Below are 26635 nucleotides of genomic sequence, written 5' to 3'. Positions count from 1 at the left end.
TGCGCCCGCGGGTGCCCGCGTGGAACCATCGGTGGCGTGGCAGCCCCCGGTACCGATCCCCGATCCATCGCCCCCGACACCGTGCCGTCGGCCGGCGCCGACCCGAGCACGCCCGACGGCGGGCGGCCGCCCTACCGGCGGCTCTACCGCAGCCCGCGGGGACGGATGCTGGGCGGCGTCGCGCACGGCCTGGCGGTGCACCTCGGGCTGCCGGTGCGGTGGGTGCGGCTCGCCTTCGTCGTGCTGTTCTTCGCCCAGGGGATCGGCGCGCTGCTGTACGCCGCGTTCTGGTTCGTGGTGCCGATCGGCATCGGCGAGCCCTCGCAGCGCGGCGGCGCCCAGTGGGTGTACCTCAACGGGGTGTTCGTCCCGGCCACGCCCGGGCTCCAGGGCGGGGCGCTGAGCAAGGGCGGCGAGACCGGCGGCTGGGTGGGCCGGATGCGCCGGCTGCTCCAGCACACCCTCCAGGGCGAGCCGGTGGCCGCGCCCGCCGAGGGCGAGGAGGCCGGGGCGTCCGGCAAGGGCGGGCAGGGCGGCCTCGGCCAGCTCTCCGCCCTGGTGATGACGGTGATCGGCCTGATCGCCCTGCTCAACGTGCTCGGCTGGCAGACCGCCAAGCCCTACACCTGGCCGCTGCTGGCGATCGGCGTCGGCGTGGCGCTGGTCTGGCGGCAGGCCGACGACTCGCGCTGGCAGCGCTGGTTCGGCATCGAGGAGGGCGAGAAGCGGCGCGGCGCCTACACCCGGGTCGGCGCGGGCGTGCTGCTCGCGGTGGCCGGCACCATCGCGCTGCTCGCCATGCAGGGCAGCGGCTCCACGCTCGGCTCGGTGGTCGAGGCCTCGCTCGCGGTGCTGGCCGGCGTGCTGGTGCTGCTCGGCCCGTACGGCCTGCGGCTCTGGCAGGACCTCGGGGCCGAGCGCACCGCCCGCATCCGCGCCCAGGAGCGGGCCGAGATCGCCGCGCACATCCACGACTCCGTGCTGCACACCCTGACCCTGATCCAGCGCCGGGCCGAGGACCCCAAGGAGGTACTGCGGCTGGCCCGCTCGCAGGAGCGCGAGCTGCGGCTGTGGCTGTACCGCCCGGAGGCGGCCGCCGAGGCCGCGCCGGACACCATGGCGGAGACCCTGCGGGCCGCGGTCGCCGAGGTCGAGGACCGGCACGGCGTCCCGGTCGAGCTGGTGATCGTCGGCGACTGCCCGATGGACGAGGGGATCGCGGCACAGATGCAGGCCGCGAGGGAGGCGACCGTCAACGCGGCCAAGTACGGTGGCGGGGGACCGGTCCAGGTCTACGCCGAGGTCGAGGGGAGGACGGTGTCGGTGTTCGTGCGCGACCACGGCCCCGGCTTCGATCCCGACACGGTGCCCGAGGACCGGATGGGCGTACGGGAGTCGATCATCGGCCGGATGAAGCGCAACGGCGGCACCGCTCGGGTGCGGCCGGCTGCGGGCGGCGGCACCGAGGTCGAGCTGGAGATGGAGAGAACTGATGACTGAGGCAGCTCCGGAGCGTACTGCGCGGGTCGTGCTGGTCGACGACCACCGGATGTTCCGGACGGGGGTCAGGGCCGAGATCGGCCGCACCGAGGTGACCGGCATCGACGTGGTCGGCGAGGCCGACGACGTGGACTCGGCGGTCCGCGTGGTCGCCGAGACCAGGCCGGACGTGGTGCTGCTCGACGTCCACCTGCCGGGCGGCGGCGGCGTCGAGGTGCTGCGCCGCTCGGCCGGGCTGATGGGCGAGCAGGGAGGGGTGAAGTTCCTGGCGCTGTCGGTGTCGGACGCCGCCGAGGACGTCATCGGCGTCATCCGCGGCGGCGCGCGCGGCTACGTCACCAAGACCATCACCGGCACCGACCTGGTGAACGCGGTCTTCCGGATCGCCGACGGCGACGCCGTGTTCTCGCCCCGGCTGGCCGGCTTCGTGCTGGACGCCTTCGCCGCCACCGACACCCCGCCGGTGGACGAGGACCTGGACCGCCTCACCCAGCGCGAGCGCGAGGTGCTGCGCCTGATCGCCCGCGGCTACGCCTACAAGGAGATCGCCAAGCAGCTCTTCATCTCGGTGAAGACCGTCGAGAGCCACGTCTCCGCCGTCCTGCGCAAGCTCCAGCTGAGCAACCGCCACGAGCTGACCCGCTGGGCCACCGCCCGCCGCCTGGTCTGACACTTCCGAACTCGCACTGTAGTTCCATTCGTACCCACGGTAGTCTCCTTGGTGCCCGACGCTGTCGGGCCCCAGGGAGGGGGAAGCATGGGGGACGCGGTCAAGGTCGATCCGACCGGCCTGGCGAACGTGGGGAAGAAGACGCAGGAGATCGCCGCCCAGATGCCGGGCGAGGTCGCGCGGATAAGGAAACCGTCCGACGACGCGGTCGGTGCCCTCGGCGGCTGGGCTTCGGGGGGCGCGCTGGCAGCATGCACGAAGGCCTGGGAAGGCTGCCTCGACAAGCTCCATGCCGAGGTCGACACCAACGGCCTCAACATGGTGACGGCTGCGAACAACTACGCGAAGAACGAATCCGCGGTCAACAGTGCCATGGCGACGGGCGGAGTCCACTGATGGTCGACTTCGCCCGTCTCCGGGACGCCCAGCCCGGCAAGCTCCGTGCGGCCGCGGAGGCCTACGAATCGCTGGGCGTCGCACAGGGTCAGCACTTCGAGACGATCAAGCAGGCCTCCTATTACATCGTCCGCGGGGACAAGTGGACGGGCAGCGCGGCCGAGGCGGCGACGAAGGCACTCAAGAAGACGGACACCAAGCTGGACGGAGTCCACAAGGGATTGCACGACACCGCCGTCGTCCTCAAGATGGCCGCCGAGGCGTTCGAAATCGCCCAGGGCAAGCTCCAGGGGGCCCTGGACGAAGCCGTTCGGGCCGGGTTCACTGTCGGCGAGGACGGCTCCGTCACCTATCCGCCGCCGACGCAGGCGGAGAAGCACGACAAGGACTACAACGCGCCGCAGCACGCCCAGTCACTGGCCGATCGCATCGGACAGGCACTCACCGAGGCCACCAACGCCGACGAGAAGATCTCCCAGCGGCTGGCCAGCATCACCACCGGGGCCCAGAACGGCGCCTGGGAGAACCCCGATGCGGCCACCGTCGAGCTGGACGCGATCAACGACGTCGGCAGGCAACTGACGGCGGCGGGCTGGCCGAAGCCCGATGCCTCGCCCGCCCAGGTGCACGACTGGTTCACGGGTCTCTCGGCCGCCGAACAGCAGAGGCTCATCCAGGACCACCCCGATCTGCTCGGCAACCGGGACGGTATTCCGTCGGCGGCCAGGGACCGGGCCAACCGGATCCTGCTGCCGAGGCTGATCGAGCAGTACCAGCAGCGGAGCGGCAGCCTGAACGACGCCGAGCGGAAGAAGCTGCAGGGCTTCCTGGACATCCAGAAGCGCCTCAAGGGGGAGATCGGGGAGCCGGACGACGACAAGCTGAATCTCCCCAGGCCCCCGTTGTTGCTGCTGGGGATCGGCGATCAGGGCCAGGGCCGCGCGATCCTGTCCTGGGGCGACCCGGACAAGGCGAGGAACGTCTCGTCGATCGTGCCCGGGTTGAACAGCGACATGTCGGGTGCGGGAAAGGGAGACACCTCGACGGCGCTGCGGGTGTACCGGTCGGCCGAGGCGGCTGCGAAGGGCAACAAGGAGATACCGGATGTCGCATCCGTGTTCTGGCTGGGGTACGACGCGCCGCAGTTGGACGGCCCGTCGGTGGCCATGAAGGACCGGGCGGTCGAGGGTGGGGCGGCTTACAACAAGTTCATCGCCGGACTCCGGGCGACGCACGAGGGATGGCCGGCGCACATGACCGCGCAGGGACACAGCTACGGATCCCTGGTGGTCGGGCAGTCGACTCAGCACCCCGGTGGCCTGGCCGCCGACGACATCGTCCTTGTCGGCAGCCCGGGTACCGGGGTGGACAGGGCGACACAGTTGGGGGTCGGAGCGGATCACGTGTACGTCGGCATGGCCAAGAACGACCCCGTCGGGATGTCGCCGGGCAAGGGGACGCTCATTCCCGGTGTGGCGGCGTACGAAGCGTTCGCGAACCCCGACGGATCATGGCACGGAACCGACCCGGCCAGTCGGAGCTTCGGCGGACAGCGCTTCTCCGTGGCGGACGGAACGGTGGACGACTCCCACGACAACTACTTCGGGAAGCACGACAAGGGCGGCGACTCCCTCGCCAACATCGGCAAGATCGTGAGCGGCCACGGGAGCACGATCACGCGGCAGGACACGAGGTGAGGATCAGGTGGCGGTGGGGGACCGTGTCGGCCGTCCTCCTGGTGGTTCTGGCGGGCTGGCTCTTCTGGCCGGAACCGGACGAACCGATGTTGCCGGTCGAGCAGGCGCGGCAGCGGATCGAGGCCGAACTCGCCGAGGTGGCCGGTGCGCTTCCGTCGGGGCTCCAGTGGACTGAGGCGAGGTACGGCAGTGAGGCAGACACCACGGGGTTCTGCGGGACGTCCGGGTGCAGGAAGACCGGCCGGGCGGAACTGGCTGCCGGGCAGGTGGCCCGAGTCAGGGTTGCCGACAACCGGCGCACCGAATCGCTCGACAAGGTGGAGACGCTCTGGACCGGGAAGGGCTATTCGGTCACGCGCACCTGGTACTCGCTGGAGGTGAAGGAGGACCGGAACCCGCGTTTCAGCCTCCGGTTCTCCGTCGAGCTGGGCGGCTGCGCGAGGCTCGTTGTCTCCCAGTACGACGTCAGGGACACGACCGGGCCCGATGGATCCGGCGGATTCACCCAGGGGCCGCGGGACGGCGACAAGGCGTGCGCGACCGCCGACGACCCGTATTGGTCGCACTGACCCCGTCGAGCCCGTCCGCCCCGGGATCTCCGGGGCGGACGGGCTTGTCGGTGGGTGGCCATAGACTCGATGTGCCATGAGTAGCCTCTTTGACGACCTTCCGCTCCCCGGTTTCGAGGCCCCCGCCGCCGGGTCGAAGCAGCCCGCCGCTCCCGCCGACGAGGAGCCCCCGCCGTACGAGGAGGAGGTCCCGTACGACGCGTACGAGGAGGCCATCCCGGACGGGCTGTTCCGGACCGACCACGCCGCCGAGGCGGAGCGGGACGCCTGGTACCGCAACGGCGCCGCCCGTACGGTGATCGATCCGGCGCAGCTGCTGGAGGGGATGAACGACCCGCAGCGCGAGGCGGTGCTGCACGCGGGCTCGCCGCTGCTGATCGTGGCCGGCGCCGGCTCCGGCAAGACCCGGGTGCTGACCCACCGGATCGCCCACCTGCTGGGCGCCCGCGGGGTGCAGCCGGGGGAGATCCTGGCGATCACCTTCACCAACAAGGCGGCCGGCGAGATGCGCGAGCGCGTCGAGGCGCTGGTCGGCCCGCGCGCCCGGGCGATGTGGGTCTCCACCTTCCACAGCGCCTGCGTGCGCATCCTGCGCCGCGAGTCCAAGCAGCTGGGCTTCACCTCCAGCTTCTCGATCTACGACTCGGCCGACTCGCAGCGGCTGATGTCGCTGGTCTGCCGGGACCTCGACCTGGACCCGAAGCAGTTCCCGCCGAAGTCCTTCACGGCGAAGATCAGCAACCTCAAGAACGAGCTGATCGACGAGGAGACCTTCGCCGACCAGGCCGCCAACCCGATGGAGAAGAAGCTCGCCGAGGCGTACGCGCTCTACCAGCGGCGGCTGCGCGAGGCCAACGCGCTGGACTTCGACGACATCATCATGACGACGGTGAACCTGCTCCAGGCCTTCCCCGACGTCGCCGAGCACTACCGGCGCCGGTTCCGGCACATCCTGGTCGACGAGTACCAGGACACCAACCACGCCCAGTACATGCTGGTCCGGGAGCTGAGCGGGGGCTCCGTCGCGGCCGCGCCGAAGCGCACCGCGGACGGGGACTTCGTGAACCCGGCGGCCGGGCGGCTGGCCGAGGTGCCGCCGGCCGAGCTGTGCGTGGTCGGTGACGCGGACCAGTCGATCTACGCCTTCCGCGGCGCGACCATCCGCAACATCCTCCAGTTCGAGGAGGACTACCCGAACGCGACCACGATCCTGCTGGAGCAGAACTACCGCTCCACCCAGACCATCCTGAGCGCCGCCAACGCCGTCATCGAGCGCAACGCCAACCGCCGCGAGAAGAAGCTGTGGACGGCCGGCGACCACGGCGAGAAGGTCATCGGCTACGTCGCGGACGACGAGCACGGCGAGGCCCAGTTCATCGCCGACGAGATCGACCGGCTCACCGACAAGGGCGAGGCCAAGCCCGGCGACGTCGCGATCTTCTACCGGACCAACGCCCAGTCCCGGGTGTTCGAGGAGGTGTTCATCCGGGTCGGCCTGCCGTACAAGGTGGTCGGCGGGGTGCGCTTCTACGAGCGCAAGGAGGTCCGGGACGTCCTGGCGTACCTGCGGGTGCTCTCCAACCCGGAGGACACCGTGCCGCTGCGCCGGATCCTCAACGTGCCCAAGCGCGGCATCGGCGAGCGGGCCGAGGCGATGATCGACGCGCTGGCCGCGCGGGAGCGGATCTCCTTCGCCCAGGCGCTGGTCCGGGTGGACGAGGCGTACGGGATGGCCGCGCGCTCGGCCAACGCCGTCAAGAAGTTCAACACCCTGATGGCCGGGCTGCGCCAGGTCGTCGAGTCGGGCGCGGGCCCGGCGGCGGTGCTGGAGGCCGTCCTGGAGGAGACCGGCTACCTGGCCGAGCTCCAGGCCTCCACCGACCCGCAGGACGAGACCCGGGTGGAGAACCTCCAGGAGCTGGCCTCCGTCGCCCTGGAGTACGAGCAGGACCCGGGCGAGCGGCCGGACGCCGGGGAGGAGGGCACCCCGCCGGTCGGTTCGCTGGCCGACTTCCTGGAGCGGGTCGCGCTGGTCGCCGACAGCGACCAGATCCCGGACGACGACGAGGACGGGCAGGGCGTCATCACGATGATGACCCTGCACACCGCCAAGGGCCTGGAGTTCCCGGTGGTCTTCCTGACCGGCATGGAGGACGGGATCTTCCCGCACATGCGGGCGCTCAACCAGGTCAAGGAGCTGGAGGAGGAGCGCCGGCTCGCGTACGTCGGGCTCACCCGGGCCCGCGAGCGGCTGTACCTGACCCGCTCGGTGCTGCGCAGCGCCTGGGGGCAGCCGGCCTACAACCCGGCCTCGCGGTTCCTGGAGGAGATCCCGGAGGCGCTGGTGGAGTGGAAGCGCACCGGGGCGGCGCAGGCGCCGGTCCAGCGCGGTTACTCCTCGGGCTCGTCCTGGGGCAAGTCCTCGTCCGGGGGCGGGAGTTCGCGCTCCTCGTCGTCGGCGTCGCCGAAGGCCGGCTGGGGGCAGTCGGCGCGGCGCGGCGGCCAGGTGGTGGAGCGCGAGGCCGCCTCGCTCGCGGTCGGCGACCGGGTCACCCACGACAGCTTCGGGCTGGGCACGGTGGTGGCCGTCACGGGCGCCGGGGACCGGGCGCAAGCCACCGTCGACTTCGGCACCGAGGGGCGCAAGCAGCTGCTGCTGCGCTACGCGCCGGTCGAGAAGCTGTAGGGCCTCAGCGCCTCAGCGCGGGTCCAGCCCGTTGGAGAGGAGCCAGGGCAGCGGGTCGATCGGTCCGCTGCCCTGCGGCCGGATCTCGAAGTGCAGGTGCGGGCCGGTGCTGTTGCCGCTGGTGCCGACGAAGGCGATCACGTCGCCCTGCTTCACCGGGCCCTTGCGGACCTTGTACGCCCGCAGGTGGCAGTACCAGGCCTCGGTGCCGTCGGGCATCCTGAGGATCGTCATGTAGCCGTAGAACGGATTCCACTGGGTTCGGACGGTGCCGTCGGTCACGGCGTAGACCTCGGAGCCGCCGTCCACCGGGAAGTCGATGCCGGTGTGCCGGTTGGCCCAGCGGCTGCCGGCCTCGCCGAACAGTTCGCCGAGGCCGTGCTGGGCGACCGGCATGACCACCTTGGGCTTGACCGGTTCGGGCGCCGGCTCGGCGGTGGGCTGCGCGGTGGGGGCCTCGGTGGGCTGGGCGCCGGCCAGCGGCTGGCGGGCGTCGCCGCGGGAGGCCTGGGCCGGTGCGCCGGCCGCGACCGCCTGGGCGGCGGCCGCCTGCGCGGCCGTGGTGTCCGGGTCGGCCTCCACCGCGGACTGCGGCACCCGCCCGGCGGCCTGGGCGCGCTGCTGGTCGGCCTCCCCCTGCACGGTGACCGCGGCCGCCGCGGCCACTCCGAGCGCGGCCATCGACGGCAGCGCGACCCGCAGCAGCGCCGTCCGGGTGGCCGCCCTGGCGGCGCCGCGGCGCTGGGTGCGGGACTGTTCGCGGGCGGCGAGGCGCAGCTCCGCGCGGGTCGGACGGGCGGCTGCATCGGGAGCCATCGGGGGCTGCCTCCTCGGTGGGCCTCGGACGTCGTCGGACGAGGGAGAACAGCCGTGACTGTAGCTCCAAGGCCGACGCCCCGGAAAAACCCCCGGATGTCAAGGGGTCGGCCGGGGGGTCTGTGCGGAGGTTGCGCGGAGGACGGGTATACCGGCTGGTAGCAAGGCCTGGAGCTGTGACTTTGCCCTCCTCTTCGGGGGCGGCACGGCCAACCGGGCCGGGTGGCGCTAACCTCCCCTCAGGTTGGTTATTGACCGTTAACCGCGCCGGCGGCCCACGAGGCCCGGTCGGATGGTGGACGACGACGTCCAGGAGGCAGTCATGAGTGTGTCGGGGCCGATCCGTGTGGTGGTCGCCAAGCCCGGGCTCGACGGTCACGACCGTGGTGCCAAGGTCATCGCGCGCGCCCTGCGCGACGCCGGTATGGAGGTCATCTACACCGGACTGCACCAGACGCCCGAGCAGGTCGTCGACACCGCGATCCAGGAGGACGCGGACGGCATCGGGCTGTCGATCCTCTCCGGTGCCCACATGACGCTCTGCGCCCGGGTGCTGGAGCTGCTGAAGGAGCGCGACGCCGAGGACATCAAGGTCTTCTGCGGCGGGATCATCCCGGACGAGGACGTCGCCGAGCTCAAGGCGATGGGCGTCGCGGACATCTTCACCCCGGGCACGCCGACCCGGGACGTGGTCGCCTGGGTCGAGTCGAACCTGCGGGCCGGCTGAACCACGGCGCGTCGAGCGGGCCGGCCCTTCCGGGGCCGGCCCGCTCCGTCGTTCCGGGGAGTTCCGGGGCGTTCCGTCGTTCCCGGCCGGTCCCGGTCGTTCCCGGTCGTTCCCAGTCGTTCCGGGGTGTGCGGGAGCCCCGGGCTCAGCCCGCCAGCTCGGCGAGCATCGCCGCCCGGAAGCGCAGGGTGCCGGCCAGCCGGGCGAAGGTCTCCGACCAGGCGGAGTCCGGGGCGGCCCCGGCGGCCAGCTCCTCCACCGCGGCGGCCGTCTCCGGGGCGAGCGCGCGCTCCGTCATCCCGAGCACCCCGCTGTGGCTCCACGGGTACGCCCCGGAGGCCGCCGCCCGGGCCAGCGCGGCCACCACGGCGGTGGACAGCGGCGGCGTCCACGGGGTGGCGCAGGCTCCGAGCAGCTGGAAGGCCTCGCCCAGCCCGTGCACCCGGATGAACGCGGCCGTCCAGACCGCCCGCTCCTCCGGCGGCAGGACGGCCAGCAGCTTGGCCGGGGCGCCGGTGGTGCGCGGCGAGCGGGCCCGCGCACCGCGACCGGCGACGGGTGCCGGGCCGAGCAGCGCCCGGGCCCAGTCGGCGTCCTGCTGGCGGACGGCGGCCCGCGCCCAGGCCTCCCGCAGGTCGTCGGCCCAGCTGCTGGTGGTCTCGTCGATGCTGTCACCGACCCGCAGGGCGAGCAGCTGTTCGGGCGTCAGTCCGGTGGTCCGCGGCCAGAGCGACAGCGGCGCGGCGGCCACCACTTCACCGAACCACCAGGCCCGTTCGCCGCGCCCGGTGGGCGACTTGGGCGCGATCCCGTCGCGCTGCATCTGCGCGTCGCACTCGACGGGCGGGGTGACCAGCAGGTGGGTCCCGGTGTCGGCGAGCCGGACGGCGGCCCGGGCCCGCTCGGCCATCCGGCGGGCCAGCGCCGAGCCGGGCAGGGTGGAGAGCAGCTCGGCGGCGGTGGCCCGGACGTTCTTGCTGCGGTCGCCGAGGGCGGCCTCCAGGAAGGGCTCGTCGGCGGGGGAGAGGCCGTCCTGGAGGGCGTCCAGGAAGAGCAGGCGGTCCTCGGCGCGCTCGGTGGACCAGGTGCCGCGCAGCAGCTCCAGGCCGGCCGCGGGGTCGCGGCGGCGGAGCAGCGTGAGGTGGGTGACCCGCTCGGCGAACAGGCCCTCGTGCCAGAGCCGGTCGTCCGTGGGCTGCCGCGGCAGCTCGGGGGTGGTGGTGCGCAGCACGAACCGCCAGTCGGGGTTCCGCTCGGCCAGCCAGCGGCCCAGCGGACCGGCCAACGCCACGGCGTCGGGCCGCAGTTCGCTACGGGCCCGGGCGGCGTCGAGCAGGCCGGGTATCAGCGCGGCGGGCGGGCGCAGGCCGCGGTCCCGGGCGGCGTCGAGCCACTGCGGCAGCAGCTCGGCCAGGTTGGCCAGGGTGCCGCCGCCGCTGCCGGTCCGCCCCGAGAGCAGGACGGCCAGCCGGCGGGCGGCCGGCTCGGGCAGCTCCGGGCGGGGGTCCTCGGCCGCGGGCGGGCCCGGAGGCTGGGCGGCCGGTACGGGCAGCGCGCCGGCCCGGCGGCGGACGGTGGCCAGCGCGGCCAGCTCCAGCAGCGCGGTGGCCGGATCGCCCTGGTCCACGGCGTCGGCGAGCGGCAGGGCGGTGGCCGGGAGCGGGCGGCGGTCGGTGCCGAGCAGGGCGGTGGTGTGCAGCGTCTCCCACGGGTCCTGGGTGAGCGTCATGCCGGGTTCTCCTATGCGTTGGTGAGGCCGACCGGGCGTCGGCCGGCGGCCCAGGCCGTGACCGGGGCGAAGCCCTGGTGGCCGTACTCGCCGAAGACCGTCAGCGGGCGGCCGGTGGAGACCGCGGCCAGCCGCCACAGCGCGGCCTCCGGGACGGACGAGGTGCGGACCGGCACGGTGTGGTGGCCGTCCGTCAGGAACCAGCCGCCGGGGGCGTGCACCGGGACGACGCTGTCGAGCACGGTCGGGCGGCTCTCCAGCCACGGGTCGTCGGCGACGGCCGTGCCGTAGGCGGCCACCGCCTCGGCGACGGTGAGCCCGGCGGGCGGGTCGGCGGGGCCCGGCTCGGGGGCGCCGTAGCGCTCGCCGAGGGTGGCGCGCAGCGGATGGGCGCCGGGGTGGTAGGCGAGGTCGGCCTCCACCAGGTGGCCGGTGGGCAGGGCGAGGGCGGGCGCCTGGCCGGGGCGGCCGAAGGAGAGCAGCAGGGCCGGACGGCCGGTCTTGGCGCCGCGCAGCCAGATCCGGCGGGTGATGAGCCGCTCGTCGGTGGTGTCCCGGCTGCCGAGCACCAGCCAGCGGTCGCGGACGGTGGGGCCGGCCAGCACCTCGGTGGACTCCACGGTGTAGCCGACCCGGGTGCGGACGGTGGCGGCCAGCTCGGCCGGCAGCTCGTCCATCCGGGTGGCGGCGGTGGCGAGCAGGTGGAGCATCGCGTACTCCTCCAGCAGCCGCTCCTGCGGCAGCGCGTCCAGCTCGCGGACCCGGGTGGCCAGGCCGGGGGCCTGCGCGTCGACCATCCGGGCGGCGACCTCCTCCCAGGGCCCGGCGGTGGACTGGTCGGCCAGGCCGTGCCGGACCCGGTCGGCCAGCCGCAGCCGCAGTTCGGCCGCCCCGGCCGCGACCCGGGCGCCGCGCTTCTCGGCCCGGCGCCGGGCGGCCTCCGGATCGACCGTCTCCTTCGCGCGCTTCTCGGCGCGGTCCTGGCGGGACCTGAGCCACTCGGCCACCCAGTCGGCGGGCTCGCCGGCCGGGACGGCCTGCGGGGTGCCGCTCCACAGCAGGAGGAGCCCGAGCGCGTGCTTGCACGGGAACTTCCGGCTGGGGCAGCTGCACTGGTAGGCGGGCGTGGCGAGCTCGATCGCGGTGCGGTACGGCGTGCGGCCGCTGCCCTTGCACTCGCCCCACAGCGCGGCGCCGTCGGTGCCGGTGGCGGACCACGGCGCGGGCGCGGAGAGCTTGCCCGCGGCCTTCCGCGAGGCGGCGTCAGGTGCCAGGGACAGGACGTGTTCGGTGCTCCAGCGTTCCTCCATGCGACCGACCGTAGGCGGCACCACTGACAGCTGCTGACGGCCCGTCCGGAGCTCCGCCGAGGTCGGCGGCGGATGTCAGTGGCTCGGTGCAGGGTGGTTCCCACAGGCCGGGACGCCGACCTGGCTCCCCCCGATCATCCTGCCGTCCAGGGCACCCGTGCGCCCGGCGGCCGACCCGAAGGAGCCCCCATGACAGACGTTCTGCGGCAGCACGCCGAGGACGCCTTCGCCGGTGAACTGGCCGCGCTGGCCGCGCAGGACGACCGTCCGCGCCCCGAGCGCTGGAAGCTCTCGCCGTGGGCCGTGGCGACGTACCTGCTCGGTGGCGAACTGCCCGACGGCACCCGGATCACCCCCAAGTACATCGGCCCGCGCCGGGTCGTCGAGGTCGCCGTGACGACCCTGGCGACGGACCGCGCGCTGCTGCTGCTCGGTGTGCCCGGCACCGCGAAGACCTGGGTGTCCGAGCACCTCGCCGCGGCGATCAGCGGCGACTCCACGATGCTGGTGCAGGGCACCGCCGGCACTCCCGAGGAGGCCGTCCGGTACGGCTGGAACTACGCCCAGCTGCTGACCCACGGGCCCAGCCGGGACGCCCTGGTGCCCTCGCCGCTGATGCGGGCGATGGCCGAGGGCAGGATCGCCAGGGTCGAGGAGCTCACCCGCATCCCGGCCGACGTGCAGGACAGTCTGATCACCATCCTGTCCGAGAAGACGCTCCCGATACCGGAGTTGGGCACCGAGACCCAGGCGGTGCGCGGCTTCAACGTGATCGCCACCGCCAACGACCGCGACCGCGGCGTCAACGAGCTGTCCAGCGCGCTGCGCCGCCGCTTCAACACCGTGGTGCTGCCGCTGCCGGGCTCCCTGGACGAGGAGGTCGACATCGTCACCCGCCGGGTCAACCAGCTCGGCCGCTCCCTGGACCTGCCCGAACTGCCGGGCGGCGCCGAGGAGATCAGGCGGGTGGTCACCGTCTTCCGCGAGCTGCGGGCCGGGATCACGGTGGACGGCCGGACGAAGGTCAAGACCCCGAGCGGCACCCTCTCCACCGCCGAGGCGATCTCGGTGGTGACCAACGGACTCGCCCTGGCCACCCACTTCGGCGACGGCGTGCTGCGCGCCGGGGACGTGACGGCCGGCATCCTCGGCGCCGTCGTCCGCGACCCGGTGGCGGACCGGGCGGTCTGGCGCGAGTACGTCGAAGGGGTGGTGCGCGAGCGCGACGGCTGGAAGGACTTCTACCGCGCCGCCCGCGAGGTGACGGCATGAGCGGGCGAGTCGTGGAGGGGTGCGTGTGGGCGAGTGCCCCTGCCGGGCGCGGCGAGGTGGGAGCATGAGCCCTGTCGAGGTCGCCCTCCTCGGCATCCGCCACCACGGTCCCGGCTCGGCCCGGGCGGTGGCCGCCGCGCTGGCGCAGTGGCGGCCGGACGCGGTGCTGATCGAGGGCCCGCCGGAGGCCGACGGCATCGTCCACCTGGCCGCCGAGAAGGACCTGGTCCCGCCGGTGGCGCTGCTCGCCCACGCGGTGGACGACCCGGCCAGGGCCGCCTTCTGGCCGTACGCCGAGTTCTCCCCGGAGTGGGTGGCGATCCGGCACGCCGTGGAGCACGACCTGCCGGTCCGCTTCATCGACCTGCCCGCCGGGTACGGGTTCGCGCCGGCCCCGGCGGACGCCGCTGCGACGGGCGCCGAGAAGGACGGCACCGGGGAGGACGACGCCGAGTCGGTAGCCGACCCGCTGGCGCTGCTCGCCGAGGCCGCCGGGCACGACGACGCGGAGCGCTGGTGGGAGGACGTGGTCGAGCACCGCGCGCCCGGCGGCGACGCGCTGGCGCCGTTCGCCGCCGTCGCCGAGGCGATGGGCGCGCTGCGCGCCGAGGGCCTCGGCGAGTCCCGCCGGGACCAGCTGCGCGAGGCGTACATGCGCCAGCAGATCCGCGCCGCCCGCCGCGCCGGGCACCAGCGGATCGCCGTGGTCTGCGGGGCCTTCCACGTCCCCGCGCTGGAGACGATGCCCACCGTCGCCCACGACCGGGCCCTGCTCGCCGGGCTGCCGAAGAAGGTGCGCACGGACATCACCTGGGTGCCGTGGACGCACCGCAGGCTCTCCCAGGCCACCGGCTACGGCGCGGGCGTGCAGTCGCCCGGCTGGTACCACCACCTGTTCACCACCGACGGGGACCCGGTGCCGCGCTGGCTCACCCGGGCCGCCGAGCTGTTGCGCGCCGAGGACCACCCGGTCTCCTCCGCGCACGTGATCGAGGCGGTCCGGCTCGCCGAGAGCCTGGCCGTGCTGCGCGGCCGCCCGCTCGCCGGGCTGACCGAGACCCTGGACGCCGTGCGCGCGGTGCTCTGCGAGGGCTCCGACGTCGCCCTGGAGCTGGTCCGGGACCGCCTGGTGGTCGGCGACGCGCTCGGCGAGGTCCCGGACGCCGCACCGGCGGTGCCGCTCCAGCGCGACCTGACCCGGTTGCAGCGCTCGCTGCGGCTCAAGCCCGAGGCCGCGCCGAAGGACGTCGACCTCGACCTGCGCAAGGAGACCGACGCGGCCCGCTCCCGGCTGCTGCACCGGCTGCGGCTGCTGGGCGTGGACTGGGGCGTGCCCGCGCGCTCCTCGGTGAACTCGACCGGGACGTTCCGGGAGAGCTGGCGGCTGTGCTGGCAGCCCGAGTTCGCGGTGCGGATCGCCGAGGCCGCCCAGTGGGGCACCACGGTCGAGGAGGCGGCGGCCAACAAGGCCGTCGGCACCGCCCGCGCCGCCGAGGAGCTCGCCGAGCTGACCGGCCTGGTGGAGACCTGCCTGCTGGCCGGACTGTCCGGTGCGCTGCCCGCGGTGATGCGGGTGCTGGCCGACTGCGCGGCCCTGGACACCGACGTCGCCCACCTCGCGGGCGCGCTGCCGGCGCTGGTCCGCGCGCTGCGCTACGGCGACGTGCGCGGCACCGACCACGGCGCGCTCGCCGAGGCGGCCTCGGGCCTGGCCGAGCGGATCTGCGTCGGGCTGCCGCCCGCCTGCGTCGGCCTGGACGCGGACAGCGCGGCGGCGATGCGCGGCCGCCTCGACGAGGTGCACGGCGCGATCGGCCTGCTGGCCGCCGATCCCGCCGCCCCCGACACCGTCACCGCCACCGCCACCGCCCCCGACACCGGCACGGCGCCGGACCCCGACGGTCTGGCCGGCCTGGCCGACCGCTGGGCCGGCGCCCTGGGCTCGCTGGCCCGCCGCGAGCCGGCCGGCGGACCGGCCACCGGTGCCCCCGGGCTGCTGCGCGGCCGGGCCGTACGGCTGCTGCTGGACGACGGCCGGCTCGGCTCCGAGGAGGCGGGCCGACGGCTGCGGCTGGTGCTCTCCGTCGCCAACGCCCCGGCGGACGCGGCCGGTTGGGTCGAGGGCTTCCTGACCGGCGGCGGCGCCCTGCTGCTGCACGACCCGAGGCTGCTCGCCCTGCTGGACGAGTGGCTGACCGGAGTGAGCGGCGAGGTCTTCACCGACGTCCTGCCGCTGCTGCGCCGCACCTTCGCCGGACTGGAGGCGGGCGTGCGCACCACCATCGGCGGCCGGGTCGCGGCCGGCCCGCTCGGCGAGCCCCCGGCAGCCCGGGCCGAGGCCGGTGAACTGGACCGGGCCCGCGCCGACGCCGCCGTCCCGGTGGTGGCCCTGCTGCTCGGCGTCCGGCCGAGGATCCCCCGGCAGGCCGCCGGCCGCGACACCTGACACCGCCGCGGAGCCACACCCCGCGGAGCCACACCCCGCAGTGCCACCCCCACGGTGACCCCGTACCGCCGCGGCCCGCACCGCACCGAACGCCTGCCCCGCCGCAGGACCCGCTGAAGGAGGAGGACGAGATGGCAGCGCCCACGACCGACGAACGGCTGCGCCGCTGGCGGCTGGTGCTGGGCGGCGAGGCCGACGGCACCGGCTGCACCCTGCGCGGCCGTGACGCCGCGATGGACGGCGCCCTCGCCGCGCTCTACCGCGGTGCCCCCGAGGAGGGCGCCCGGCCCGGCCGCGGCAGCCGCCGCAGCGCCGGGCTGGGCGGCTCGGCCCCGCAGGTGGCCCGCTGGCTGGGCGACATCCGCGAGTACTTCCCGTCCACCGTCGTGCAGCTGATGCAGCAGGACGCGATCAGCCGGCTCGGCCTGGACCGGCTGCTGCTGGAGCCGGAGATGCTGGAGGCCGTCGAGCCGGACGTGCACCTGGTCGGCACCCTGCTCTCGCTCAAGCACGCGCTGCCCGAGACCACCCGGGAGACCGCCCGGGCGGTGGTCGGCAAGGTGGTCGCGGACCTGGAGCGCCGGCTCGCCGACCGCACCCGGGCCACCCTCGGCGGCGCCCTCGACCGCAGCGCCAAGGTCAACCGCCCCCGCCACCGCGACATCGACTGGGACCGCACCATCCGGGCCAACCTGAAGAACTACCTGCCCGAGCACGGCACCGTCGTCCCCGAGCGGCTGGTCGGCTACGCCCGCGCCCAGCGCGCGGTGAAGAAGGACGTCATCCTCTGCATCGACCAGTCCGGCTCGATGGCGCCCTCGGTCGTCCACTCGGCGGTGTTCGGCGCGGTGCTCGCCTCGATGCGCACCCTGGACACCCGGCTGGTCGTCTTCGACACGTCGGTGGTCGACCTCACCGAACAGCTCACCGACCCGGTCGACGTCCTGTTCGCCACCCAGCTCGGCGGCGGCACCGACATCAACCGCGCGCTCGCCTACTGCCAGTCGAAGATCACCCGGCCGTCCGAGACCGTCGTGGTGCTGATCAGCGACCTGTACGAGGGCGGCATCCGGGACGGCATGCTCAAGCGGGTCGCCGCGATGAAGGCGGCCGGCGTCCAGTTCATCGCCCTGCTCGCGCTCTCCGACGAGGGGGCCCCGGCGTACGACCACGCGCACGCCGCCGCCCTGGCCTCGCTCGGCGCGCCGGCCTTCGCCTGCACCCCGGACGCGTTCCCGGAGATCATGGCGGCGGCCATCGAGAAGCGCCCGATCCCGGTCCCGCCGCAGGGGGGATGAGGTGTTCACCCGAACGCGTCAATCCGCTCGATCGGTGGACCGGCAGCGGACCCCGTCCCGCCGGGCATTCTGTGACGGTTCTCACCCAAGCCGGGCAGGCCCCGGGCGGAACAGGCCCGTCCAGCGGGGATAACCTGCCAGACGGACGTGACGCGCGTGTTGATTGACGTGTGCGCCCGTGGCTGTGTGGGCCGCAAGGCCGTACCTCTGCGTACCCGCACCGCCCCGACGACCCGCAGCGAAGATCCTGCCGTGGCACGCTCGTAGAGACACAATCCGCGACCACGAACAAGGACAAACACGTGGACCTGTTCGAGTACCAGGCGAGGGACCTCTTCGCCAAGCACGGCGTGCCCGTGCTTGACGGCGATGTCATCGAGACCGCCGCAGACGCTGCCGCCATCGCGGAGCGCTTCGGCGGCCGCGCCGTCGTCAAGGCTCAGGTGAAGGTGGGCGGCCGAGGCAAGGCCGGCGGCGTCAAGCTCGCCGCCGACCCGGCGGACGCCGTCGCCAAGGCCGAGCAGATCCTCGGCATGGACATCAAGGGCCACACCGTTCACAAGGTGATGCTGGCCCAGACCGCGGACATCAAGGACGAGTACTACGTCTCGTTCCTGCTGGACCGCACCAACCGCACCTTCCTGGCCATGGCCAGCGTCGAGGGCGGCGTGGAGATCGAGGTCGTCGCCGAGCAGAACCCCGAGGCGCTCGCCAAGATCCCGGTCGACGCCAACGAGGGCTGCACCCCGGAGAAGGCCGCCGAGATCGTCGCCGCGGCGAAGTTCCCGGCCGAGGTCGCCGACCAGGTCGCCGAGGTCCTGCAGAAGCTGTGGACCGTCTTCATCAAGGAGGACGCCCTCCTCGTCGAGGTCAACCCGCTGATCAAGTCCGGCGAGGGCAAGATCATCGCGCTCGACGGCAAGGTCTCCCTGGACGAGAACGCCGAGTTCCGCCAGCCGGAGCACGAGGCGCTCGAGGACAAGGCCGCGGCCAACCCGCTCGAGGCGGCCGCCAAGGCCAAGGGCCTGAACTACGTCAAGCTCGACGGCCAGGTCGGCATCATCGGCAACGGCGCGGGCCTCGTCATGAGCACCCTCGACGTGGTCGCCTACGCCGGTGAGAACCACGGCGGCGTCAAGCCCGCCAACTTCCTCGACATCGGTGGCGGCGCCTCCGCCGAGGTGATGGCGAACGGCCTGGAGATCATCCTGGGCGACCCCGACGTCAAGTCGGTCTTCGTCAACGTCTTCGGCGGCATCACCGCGTGCGACGCGGTCGCCAACGGCATCGTGCAGGCCCTGGCGCTCCTCGAGGGCAAGGGCGAGAACGTCACCAAGCCGCTGGTCGTCCGTCTGGACGGCAACAACGCGGAGCTGGGTCGCAAGATCCTCGACGACGCCAACCACCCGCTGGTCCAGCGCGTGGACACCATGGACGGCGCCGCTGACCGCGCCGCCGAGCTGGCCAACAAGTAAGGAAGGGGACTTAACACCATGGCTATCTTCCTTACCAAGGACAGCAAGGTCATCGTCCAGGGCATGACCGGCGCCGAGGGCATGAAGCACACCCGCCGCATGCTCGCGTCCGGCACCCAGATCGTCGGCGGCGTGAACCCGCGCAAGGCCGGCACCACGGTCGACGTCGACGGCACCGAGATCCCGGTCTTCGGCTCCGTCGCCGAGGCCATGAAGGAGACCGGCGCCGACGTCTCCGTCCTCTTCGTGCCGCCGGCCTTCACCAAGGCCGCCGTCGTCGAGGCCATCGACGCCGAGATCCCGCTGGCCGTCGTCATCACCGAGGGCGTCCCGGTGCACGACACCGCCGCCTTCTGGGCGCACGCCGGTGCCAAGGGCAACAAGACCCGCATCATCGGCCCGAACTGCCCCGGCCTGATCAGCCCCGGACAGTCGAACGCCGGCATCATCCCGGCCGACATCACCAAGGCCGGCAAGATCGGCCTGGTCTCGAAGTCCGGCACCCTGACCTACCAGCTCATGTACGAGCTGCGGGACATCGGCTTCACCTCGGCCGTCGGCATCGGTGGCGACCCGGTCATCGGCACCACCCACATCGACGCGCTCAAGGCCTTCCAGGAGGACCCGGAGACCGAGCTCATCGTCATGATCGGTGAGATCGGTGGCGACGCCGAGGAGCGTGCCGCGGACTTCATCAAGGCGAACGTGACCAAGCCGGTCGTCGGCTACGTCGCGGGCTTCACCGCCCCCGAGGGCAAGACCATGGGCCACGCCGGCGCCATCGTCTCCGGCTCCTCGGGCACCGCCCAGGCGAAGAAGGAGGCCCTCGAGGCCGCCGGTGTCAAGGTCGGCAAGACGCCGTCCGAGACCGCCCGCCTGGCCCGCGAGATCATCGCCGCCCAGGGCTGATCCCGCCCCGCGCGTGACGAGCGCCCCCGCCCTCCCCGGGCGGGGGCGCTCGCCGTTCCGGCTCAGGGCGCCTTCGGCCCCGTCGTGCAGGGCAGCGGCGACCACAGCCGGCAGACCACCGGGCCCTGCGGCGGCGGAGCGGCCCCCCGGCCCGCCGCCGGCAGCTCCCAGCGCGCGACCGCCTGCGACCGCGGCTCCACCAGGACGGCCTCCAGGCCGGGCGCCGGGCTGCACCAGATGCTGGTGATGCCGTTCGGCGTGCCGCCGGGCACCAGCGGCACGCCCGGCTCCGCCGGCTCCGCCCCGGCGGCGGGCAGGCACAGCGCGGGCGCCGGCGGGGCGGCCGGCCGGAACAGCTCCGCCGGGCGCACCCCCGCCAGGGTGGCCAGCGTCGCCCCGCCCACCGCGACCGTCAGCAGCGCCGCCGCGCCCGTCCGGCTCGCCGTCCGGAGCCGGTGCCGGGCCCGCAGCACCGGAACCGGCATCCGGTGCGGCTGCGGGCAGCCGCGCACCGCCGCCCGGTGCAGCAGCCCGCTCAACCCGTCCGCGAAACCCGGCGCCGCCGGATCCGGGCCGACCAGCTCCGGCACCCACCTCGCCAGCGCCGCCCGGGCGGCCCACACCCGCCCCTCGGCCGCCGCCAGGGTGGACTCCACCTCCACCGCGACCGCCGCGGCCGGCAGGCCCAGCCCGTCGTGCAGCACCAGCGCCCGGCGCTGCGGCCGGGACAGCCGCCTGAGCGCCTTCAGCAGCGCCCGGTCCCGGTCGGTGAGCCGGTCGTGGTCCGGCAGCACCGCCTGCGCCTCGTCGGCCGGCCGCACCTTGATCCGCCGGTGCGGCAGCCCCCACGCGTGCGACCGCCGGGGCCCGCCCCGGTGCCACGGGGACAGCGCCAGCTCGCAGGCCCGCACCCGGACCCACCCCTCCGGGCTCCCCGAACCGGCCACCACCTCCCAGCGCCGCCGGGCCTCCCCGAACGCCCGCCGCACGCAGTGCACCGCCCGGTGGCGGCAGGCGGTCAGCAGGAACACCTGCTGCACCAGCCGGGTGTGCGCGGTCTCGTACAGCTCCTCGAAGCTCATCGCCGGGGGGACCGGGGGCTCAGCGTCGAGGTCGTCGTCCGCGCCCGAGGGGGCGGCGGCGGCCAGCGCCGCCCACCCGGGGCCGACGGCGGCGTGCTCGGCCGGGGCCTGGGCGCGGGCCGCAGGGGAGGGGGCGGCGCGGTGCTCCTCCTGCTCCCCGCTCCGGGCCCGGCCGGGCGGCTGCGCCCCGTCCGCTTCCGGCGCGGTCGGGGCCCGGCGCGGAGTGTCGTCGTGGCCTGCCCCGGGCGAGGGGCCGGTGTCGGGTTCCTCCCGCTCCGCCGGGCGTGTCCGGTCGGGGCCGCCGGACGCGGCCGCGGCGGTCGCCGGTCCCGCGTTCGCGGTCGGGACGTCCCCGGCCCGGGCCTGCCCGGCGGCGGGAATGCCGCCGGGCGGCCCGGGGTCCGCCGGAGATGCCGGTTCGCGGACCGCTTCGGACGGCTGACGCCGGCCGTCGCGCGTCACCGGTGCGGCCGGGCGCGCCGGCCCGGTGGCGGCGTCTGCCGCCCGCGCCTCGGGCGTGCACTCCTCCTGCGCGCGCCCGGGGGCGGCTCCCTTCGGGCCGGGCGACGGCCTCCCGGTTCGGGAGCGGCGCCGCCTTCCGGCCGCTTCCCCGCCCGCCGCTTCCCCGCCCGGCGCGGCGCCGGCCCGTGGGCGGTCGGTCGCCGGGGCCGGACCCGGGCCGGCTGCCGGGGCCGGACCCAGGTCGGCCGGGTGGCGGCCGGCGAAGTTCACCGGGTGCCCGGTCGGCCCGGGGCCCGGGGGGTGCGGCAGGGCGCCGGCCAGCAGGGCGAGGGCCTCCGCCTCGGTGCGGGCGCCGAGCTTGCGCAGGGCGCGCTGGAGGTAGCTGCGGACGGTGGTGGGGGTGACCCCGAGGGCGGCGGCGGTGCGGGGGAGGTCGTGGCCGGCCGCGAGGTGCGCCAGGGTCTGGGCCTCACGGGGGGTCAGTTTCCGCAGCAGGCGGCCCGCGTCGGTGTCGGCGCGGGCCGCCTTGCGGTGGCGCTCCGGGGTGGGGGAGTCGGCGGTGGGTGGCGTGGTCATCAGACGCTCCGGGCCGGGGCGCCGGCGGCTTGGGGGCAAGGTCTGAAAATGCGCATAAGCCAATAATCTGGGACACGGCGGCGGTTTGGCGCTTCACGGAGCATGGCGAGTCGCCTTGGCACCATGTGGCCCATGACGCAGCTGATGGGCCGTCCGATCCTGGAGTCGCCCGGTGAATGGGGTGGACGCCCCGCGCTGGCCGACCTGTTGGCGGGAGTGCGGACGGCGCTGGTCGGCCTCGCGGTGGTCGGGGCGCCGGTGCTCGGGCTCTGGGTGATGTCGCCGTACGCGGACGACGGCGCGGCCGCTGTCACCCGGTCGGCGGGGGTGCTCTGGCTGCTCGGGCACGGCGCGCCGGTGCTGCGCGGGCCGACGGACGCCCCGCTGACCGTCACTCCGCTGCTGCTCGGCGTCCTGGCCGTGGTCCGGCTCCACCGGGCGGCCGCCGGGGTGGCGGGGCGGCGCGGGCTGCGCTCGCGCTGGGGCGGCCCCGTGGCGGTGTGGGCGGGCTACTGCGCGGTGGCCGTCGGGGTGGCGCTGCACTGCGCGGGCGCCGGGCTGTTCCGCAGCCGGGTGCTGCCGGACGTCCTGGTGGTGGCGCTGGTGGCGGGACTGGCGACGGCCGCCGGGGCGCGCTCGGTGACCGTCCTCGACCTGCCGGTCGACTCCCCGCTGGACCGCCTCCCCCCGCGCTGCCGCCCGGCCGGCGGCGCGCCGGTGGTACGGACCGCGGCGCTGGCGGGCGGCGCCGGGCTGGTCGCGGCGGGCGGCCTGCTGGTGGGGTGCTCGGCGGTGCTGGACGCGGTGGCCGGCGGCGGGCGCGGGACGGCGCCGCTGGGCGGCGGGCCCGCCGCGGTGGCGGGGCTGCTGCTGCTCGCGCTGGCCGTGCTGCCGAACGCGGTGCTGTGGGGTGCGGCGTACGCGCTGGGGCCGGGCTTCGCGGTGGGCGCCGGGACGGTGGTGTCGCCGGCCGGTACGGTGCTGGGCCCGGTGCCCGAGTTCCCGCTGTTCGCCCTGCTGCCGGCGGACGGCCCGGGCGGCTGGCGGCTCGCGGCGTCGGCGCTGCCGCTGCTGGCGGGCGTGGTGCCGGCGGTGCTGCTGGGCCGCGCGGCGGCGGGCCGGAGGCCTCCCGTGGCCGGGTCCGGCGAGCGGTCCCGGCCCTGGCCGGCGGCGGCGACGGCGGTGGCCGCGCTGGCGGCGGCGCTGTCGGTCGGGGCCGGGGCGGCGGTGCTGGGCTGGCTCTCCGGCGGGGCGCTGGCGGGGGAGCGGCTGGCCTGGGTGGGACCGGTGCCGTGGACGGGCCCGGCGGCGGCGGGCTGGATCGCGCTGGTCGCCGTTCCGGGCGCGCTGCTGGTCCGGTACCGCACGCTGGGCCCGGCGGACGGCAGGGGCGTGTACGCCCGGCTCGCGCGGCGGGCCCGCCGGGGCGCGCTGAGGCTGCGCGCCTGTACGTACGCCCTCGTGCTGCGGCTTTCCGCGCCGGGCGTCAGGAAGGCCGACGGGCCGGACCCCGTGGACCGGGACCCGGACGACCTCGTGGGCCTGGACGCCTGACCGGACCCGGGCGTCCGAACGGATCCGCCCCGTCTGGCCGTCCGAGCCGGACGGCCGAGCGGACCCGGAGGTCCGACTACTCGGTGTTCCCGGTGAAGTCCACGTACCACTGCGGCGCGTACCGGTCGCAGTTCTGGGCGCCGACGCTGGTCAGCGAGTCCTGGACGCAGGTGACGTAGTCGCGGTAGTGGTACCCGAGGCCGATCACCGAGGTGGCGACCACGATGGTCATCGCGCCGGTCAGGATTCCGGCGAGCGCGGCCGGGGTGAGCGGGTTCGACGCCGGGGCCACCGGTACCGGGCCGCCCGGTCCGGCGACCGCGGTGACGGCCGGACCGGTCCGCCGGGCGCGCAGCGCGCCGACGCCCCAGACGATGCCGAGCGCCCCGACCAGCAGGGCGATCCAGTGGAACCCCGCGAACAGGCAGACCAGGGCGAACGGCCCGGCCAGCGCGGCGTTGCGGGCCTTGCGGTGGGCCGGATCGGCGAGGTCGAGCCGGGGCGGCTGCGGGGCCGGCGGCCGCTGGCCGGGGCGGCCGTCGCCGCCGGGACCCCACGGCGGCGGCAGCTGCGGGCGCTCGCCGCCCCGGCCGTCGGAGCCACCCTGCCCGTCGGGGCCGCCCTGCCCGTCGGAGCCGTGGCTCCCGCCGCCCCAGGGGCTGCGCGGCTGCCACGGCTGGTCCGGGGCATCCGCCGGCGGCGGTGCGAAGGGGTTGCGCTCGCCGGTGTCGTCGCCGCTGCTCATGGGTTCAGCCATTCCTTCTCGGTCGGGGCTCGTTCGGAGGTTCTCGCGTCGGAGCGGTCTCCCGCGCCCCCAATGATCCCGCAGCCGTCCGCGGGGCCACCGGCGGCCCGTGTCGCGGGGCCGGTGGGCGACCGCCGGTGGGCCGCCGCGGGCCGGGCAACTCCGGTGCGGCGGGCCGGAGGAGATCCCCGTCTCAACTACGCGCGTAGCGCCGCCGGGAGGGTGCGGAGGCCGTCCGACCAGCCGTTATCGTGGTGACGGTCAGCAGCCCACAGAGGTTCCCCGGGCCCGCGTCGCGGCGGGTTTTCCCGGAGTTCCCCCTCGCTCGACCTGCCGTTCGTAGTGGCCCCACCGCCGGTGGACGTACCAGCGGACGGCGCCCGACCTACGGAGAGACGCGCAGTGGCCGCCGCCCCCGCCCAGCACTTCCCGCCCCGTACGCCCGGACCGGCCCGCCTGGTGGTGCTGGTCTCCGGTTCCGGCACCAACCTGCAGGCGCTGATCGACGCCGCGGCCGATCCGGCGTACGGCGCCGAGATCCTCGCCGTCGGCGCGGACCGGGACGGGATCGTCGGCCTGGAGCGCGCCGGGAAGGCCGGTCTGCCGACCTTCGTCCACCGGGTGAAGGACTTCCCCGACCGGGCCGCCTGGGACCGCGCGCTGACCGCCTCCACCGCCGGGTACCAGCCGGACCTGGTGGTCACGGCCGGCTTCATGAAGATCCTCGGCCCCGAGTTCATCGCCGCCTTCGCCGGGCGGATCGTCAACACCCACCCCGCACTGCTGCCCGCCTTCCCCGGCGCCCACGGCGTCACCGACGCGCTCGCGTACGGGGTGAAGGTCACCGGCTGCACCGTCCACCTGGTCGACGCCGGCGTGGACACCGGGCCGATCATCGCGCAGGGCGTCGTCGAGGTCGTCGACGCCGACCACGCCGATGGCGGCGACGCGCTGCACGAGCGCATCAAGACTGTCGAGCGCAAGCTGCTCGTCGACGTCGTGGGCCGGCTGGCCCGCGAGGGTCACCGCATCGAGGACCGAAAGGTATGGATTCCGGCACATGAGTGAGCGCAGCGAACGAGTCATCGAGGAAGGTGCCTGGCGCGCAGCGCCCGCCGAGCGCAGCGAGGTGGGAGCATGAGTGCCAGCTCCACCACCACGCCCGTTTCGGAGAACGTTCGTCCGATCCGTCGCGCGCTGATCAGCGTGTACGACAAGACCGGTCTGGAGGAGCTGGCCCAGGGCCTGCACGCCGCCGGGGTCGCCATCGTCTCCACCGGCTCCACCGCCGGCCGGATCGCCGCCGCCGGCGTCCCGGTGACCGAGGTCTCCGAGCTGACCGGCTTCCCGGAGTGCCTGGACGGGCGCGTGAAGACGCTGCACCCCCGCGTGCACGCCGGCGTGCTGGCCGACCTGCGGCTGGAGTCGCACCGCGCGCAGCTGGCCGAGCTGGGCGTCGAGCCCTTCGACCTGGTCGTGGTGAACCTCTACCCGTTCAAGGCCACCGTCGCCTCCGGCGCCACCCCGGACGAGTGCGTCGAGCAGATCGACATCGGCGGCCCGAGCATGGTCCGCGCCGCCGCCAAGAACCACCCCTCGGTGGCCGTGGTGGTCGACCCGGCCCGCTACGGCGACGTGCTGAAGGCCGTCCGGGAGGGCGGCTTCGACCTGGCCATGCGCAAGCGCCTGGCCGGTGCCGCGTTCGCCCACACCGCCGCCTACGACGTGGCCGTCGCCTCCTGGTTCGAGGACGGCTACGCGCCCAGCGACGAGCGGTTCCCCGAGTTCCTCGGTTCGACCTGGGAGCGGCAGAACGTGCTGCGCTACGGCGAGAACCCGCACCAGGGCGCCGCGCTGTACAGCGACGGCACCGGCGGCCTGGCCGGCGCGCGGCAGCTGCACGGCAAGGAGATGTCGTACAACAACTACGTCGACACCGACGCCGCCCGGCGCGCAGCCTACGACCACGCCGAGCCGGCCGTCGCGATCATCAAGCACGCCAACCCGTGCGGCATCGCGACCGGCGCCGACGTCGCCGAGGCGCACCGCAAGGCGCACGAGTGCGACCCGGTCTCGGCGTACGGCGGCGTGATCGCCGTCAACCGCCCGGTCACCGTCGCGCTGGCCGAGCAGATCGCCCCGATCTTCACCGAGGTCGTCGTGGCCCCCGGCTACGAGGATGGCGCCCTGGAGGTGCTCACCCGCAAGAAGAACCTGCGGGTGCTGCTCGCCCCCGAGGCCCCGGCCAACCGCCGGGAGGTGCGCCCGGTCTCCGGCGGCGTACTGCTCCAGGACGCCGACCGGGTGCACGCCGAGGGCGACGACCCGGCGAACTGGACCCTCGCCACCGGTGAGGCGCTGTCCGCGGACGAGCTGGCCGAGCTGGCCTTCGCCTGGCGGGCCTGCCGGGCTGTCAAGTCCAACGCGATCCTGCTGGCCAAGGACGGCGCCTCGGTCGGCGTCGGCATGGGCCAGGTCAACCGGGTGGACTCCTGCAAGCTCGCGGTCGAGCGGGCCGGCGAGCGCGCCAAGGGTGCCTACGCGGCCTCGGACGCCTTCTTCCCGTTCGCGGACGGCCCGGCGATCCTGATCGCGGCCGGCGTCAGGGCGATCGTCCAGCCCGGTGGCTCGATCCGGGACGAGGAGGTCGTCGCGGCGGCCGCCGAGGCCGGCGTGACCATGTACTTCACCGGTGCGCGGCACTTCTTCCACTGAT

At 74.7% G+C, this 26635-nt stretch carries 20 protein-coding genes; 15 read left to right on the top strand and 5 right to left on the bottom strand.

Annotated elements, in window-relative coordinates:
- The first annotated feature begins 36 nt into the window (after window positions 1-36).
- The 6 genes from ACZ7RU_RS06920 to pcrA all read left to right on the top strand — a co-directional run bounded on the left by ACZ7RU_RS06920 (window position 37) and on the right by pcrA (window position 7518).
- A complete protein-coding gene (locus ACZ7RU_RS06920) occupies window positions 37-1500 on the top strand; it encodes a PspC domain-containing protein (RefSeq protein WP_470339866.1) in 1464 nt (487 codons plus the stop codon).
- The gene (locus ACZ7RU_RS06915) at window positions 1493-2170 is read left to right on the top strand and encodes a LuxR C-terminal-related transcriptional regulator (protein ID WP_097237526.1); all 678 of its coding nucleotides are present in this window, start codon (window positions 1493-1495) and stop codon (window positions 2168-2170) included. Before ACZ7RU_RS06920 ends, ACZ7RU_RS06915 begins: the two co-directional genes overlap by 8 nt.
- Window positions 2171-2257: 87 nt before the next feature.
- On the top strand, window positions 2258-2566 hold the full coding sequence (locus ACZ7RU_RS06910; RefSeq protein ID WP_470339865.1) for a hypothetical protein: 309 nt from the start codon (window positions 2258-2260) through the stop codon (window positions 2564-2566).
- Window positions 2566-4263 carry an alpha/beta hydrolase gene (locus ACZ7RU_RS06905; protein WP_470339864.1) on the top strand — a complete coding sequence of 566 codons (1698 nt, stop codon included), beginning with the start codon at window positions 2566-2568 and terminating at the stop codon, window positions 4261-4263. The genes ACZ7RU_RS06910 and ACZ7RU_RS06905 overlap by 1 nt, the downstream gene beginning before the upstream one ends.
- 23 nt (window positions 4264-4286) lie before the next feature.
- Window positions 4287-4832, top strand: a complete 546-nt coding sequence (locus tag ACZ7RU_RS06900; protein WP_470339863.1) for a hypothetical protein — start codon at window positions 4287-4289, stop codon at window positions 4830-4832.
- Between the two features lie 76 nt (window positions 4833-4908).
- On the top strand, window positions 4909-7518 hold the full coding sequence (pcrA, locus tag ACZ7RU_RS06895) for a DNA helicase PcrA (protein WP_470339862.1): 2610 nt from the start codon (window positions 4909-4911) through the stop codon (window positions 7516-7518).
- 12 nt (window positions 7519-7530) lie between these two features.
- On the opposite strand, the gene ACZ7RU_RS06890 is transcribed toward pcrA, so the two are convergent.
- Window positions 7531-8334 (bottom strand): M23 family metallopeptidase, encoded by an 804-nt coding sequence (locus tag ACZ7RU_RS06890; protein ID WP_470339861.1) that lies wholly within the window; start codon window positions 8332-8334, stop codon window positions 7531-7533.
- 322 nt (window positions 8335-8656) lie between these two features.
- Between ACZ7RU_RS06890 and ACZ7RU_RS06885 the strand changes: the two genes are divergently transcribed.
- Window positions 8657-9061: a cobalamin B12-binding domain-containing protein gene (locus ACZ7RU_RS06885; protein ID WP_396300242.1), complete on the top strand. Its 405-nt coding sequence runs from the start codon at window positions 8657-8659 to the stop codon at window positions 9059-9061.
- A gap of 145 nt (window positions 9062-9206) precedes the next feature.
- Here the strand turns inward: ACZ7RU_RS06885 and ACZ7RU_RS06880 are convergent, their stop codons facing one another.
- Both ACZ7RU_RS06880 and ACZ7RU_RS06875 read right to left on the bottom strand, forming a co-directional pair.
- Window positions 9207-10790 (bottom strand): DUF5691 domain-containing protein, encoded by a 1584-nt coding sequence (locus ACZ7RU_RS06880; RefSeq protein WP_470339860.1) that lies wholly within the window; start codon window positions 10788-10790, stop codon window positions 9207-9209.
- Between the two features lie 11 nt (window positions 10791-10801).
- On the bottom strand, window positions 10802-12100 hold the full coding sequence (locus ACZ7RU_RS06875; RefSeq protein WP_470339859.1) for an SWIM zinc finger family protein: 1299 nt from the start codon (window positions 12098-12100) through the stop codon (window positions 10802-10804).
- Between the two features lie 189 nt (window positions 12101-12289).
- Between ACZ7RU_RS06875 and ACZ7RU_RS06870 the strand changes: the two genes are divergently transcribed.
- The 5 genes from ACZ7RU_RS06870 (at window position 12290) to sucD (ending at window position 19500) form a co-directional block, all read left to right on the top strand.
- Window positions 12290-13372: an ATP-binding protein gene (locus ACZ7RU_RS06870; RefSeq protein ID WP_470339858.1), complete on the top strand. Its 1083-nt coding sequence runs from the start codon at window positions 12290-12292 to the stop codon at window positions 13370-13372.
- Window positions 13373-13436: 64 nt separating this feature from the next.
- Entirely contained in the window at window positions 13437-15818 is a 2382-nt protein-coding gene (locus ACZ7RU_RS06865) for a DUF5682 family protein (protein WP_470339857.1), read from the top strand.
- A 131-nt stretch (window positions 15819-15949) separates the two neighbouring features.
- Window positions 15950-17116 carry a VWA domain-containing protein gene (locus ACZ7RU_RS06860; RefSeq protein WP_470339856.1) on the top strand — a complete coding sequence of 389 codons (1167 nt, stop codon included), beginning with the start codon at window positions 15950-15952 and terminating at the stop codon, window positions 17114-17116.
- A gap of 302 nt (window positions 17117-17418) precedes the next feature.
- Window positions 17419-18591, top strand: coding sequence for an ADP-forming succinate--CoA ligase subunit beta (gene sucC / locus ACZ7RU_RS06855; protein ID WP_359911285.1), 1173 nt, complete (start codon window positions 17419-17421; stop codon window positions 18589-18591).
- Window positions 18592-18609: 18 nt separating this feature from the next.
- Complete coding sequence (gene sucD / locus ACZ7RU_RS06850; protein ID WP_470339855.1) at window positions 18610-19500, top strand: succinate--CoA ligase subunit alpha; 891 nt, start codon at window positions 18610-18612, stop codon at window positions 19498-19500.
- A 62-nt stretch (window positions 19501-19562) separates the two neighbouring features.
- Here the strand turns inward: sucD and ACZ7RU_RS06845 are convergent, their stop codons facing one another.
- Window positions 19563-21620 carry a sigma factor-like helix-turn-helix DNA-binding protein gene (locus ACZ7RU_RS06845; RefSeq protein WP_470339854.1) on the bottom strand — a complete coding sequence of 686 codons (2058 nt, stop codon included), beginning with the start codon at window positions 21618-21620 and terminating at the stop codon, window positions 19563-19565.
- 132 nt (window positions 21621-21752) lie between these two features.
- Between ACZ7RU_RS06845 and ACZ7RU_RS06840 the strand changes: the two genes are divergently transcribed.
- Window positions 21753-23174, top strand: a complete 1422-nt coding sequence (locus tag ACZ7RU_RS06840; RefSeq protein ID WP_470339853.1) for a cell division protein PerM — start codon at window positions 21753-21755, stop codon at window positions 23172-23174.
- A gap of 76 nt (window positions 23175-23250) precedes the next feature.
- On the opposite strand, the gene ACZ7RU_RS06835 is transcribed toward ACZ7RU_RS06840, so the two are convergent.
- On the bottom strand, window positions 23251-23919 hold the full coding sequence (locus ACZ7RU_RS06835; protein ID WP_470339852.1) for a hypothetical protein: 669 nt from the start codon (window positions 23917-23919) through the stop codon (window positions 23251-23253).
- A 402-nt stretch (window positions 23920-24321) separates the two neighbouring features.
- On the opposite strand from ACZ7RU_RS06835, the gene purN reads away from it, so the two are divergent.
- Both purN and purH read left to right on the top strand, forming a co-directional pair.
- Window positions 24322-24987: a phosphoribosylglycinamide formyltransferase gene (gene purN / locus ACZ7RU_RS06830; protein WP_470339851.1), complete on the top strand. Its 666-nt coding sequence runs from the start codon at window positions 24322-24324 to the stop codon at window positions 24985-24987.
- A gap of 69 nt (window positions 24988-25056) precedes the next feature.
- Complete coding sequence (gene purH / locus ACZ7RU_RS06825; protein WP_470339850.1) at window positions 25057-26634, top strand: bifunctional phosphoribosylaminoimidazolecarboxamide formyltransferase/IMP cyclohydrolase; 1578 nt, start codon at window positions 25057-25059, stop codon at window positions 26632-26634.
- Window position 26635: the final 1 nt, after the last annotated feature.

It is taken from the genome of Kitasatospora sp. NPDC114501, from assembly GCF_055633695.1.
The sequence above is the reverse complement of the archived record's forward strand: the minus strand, read 5'-3'. Positions and strand labels throughout refer to the sequence as shown.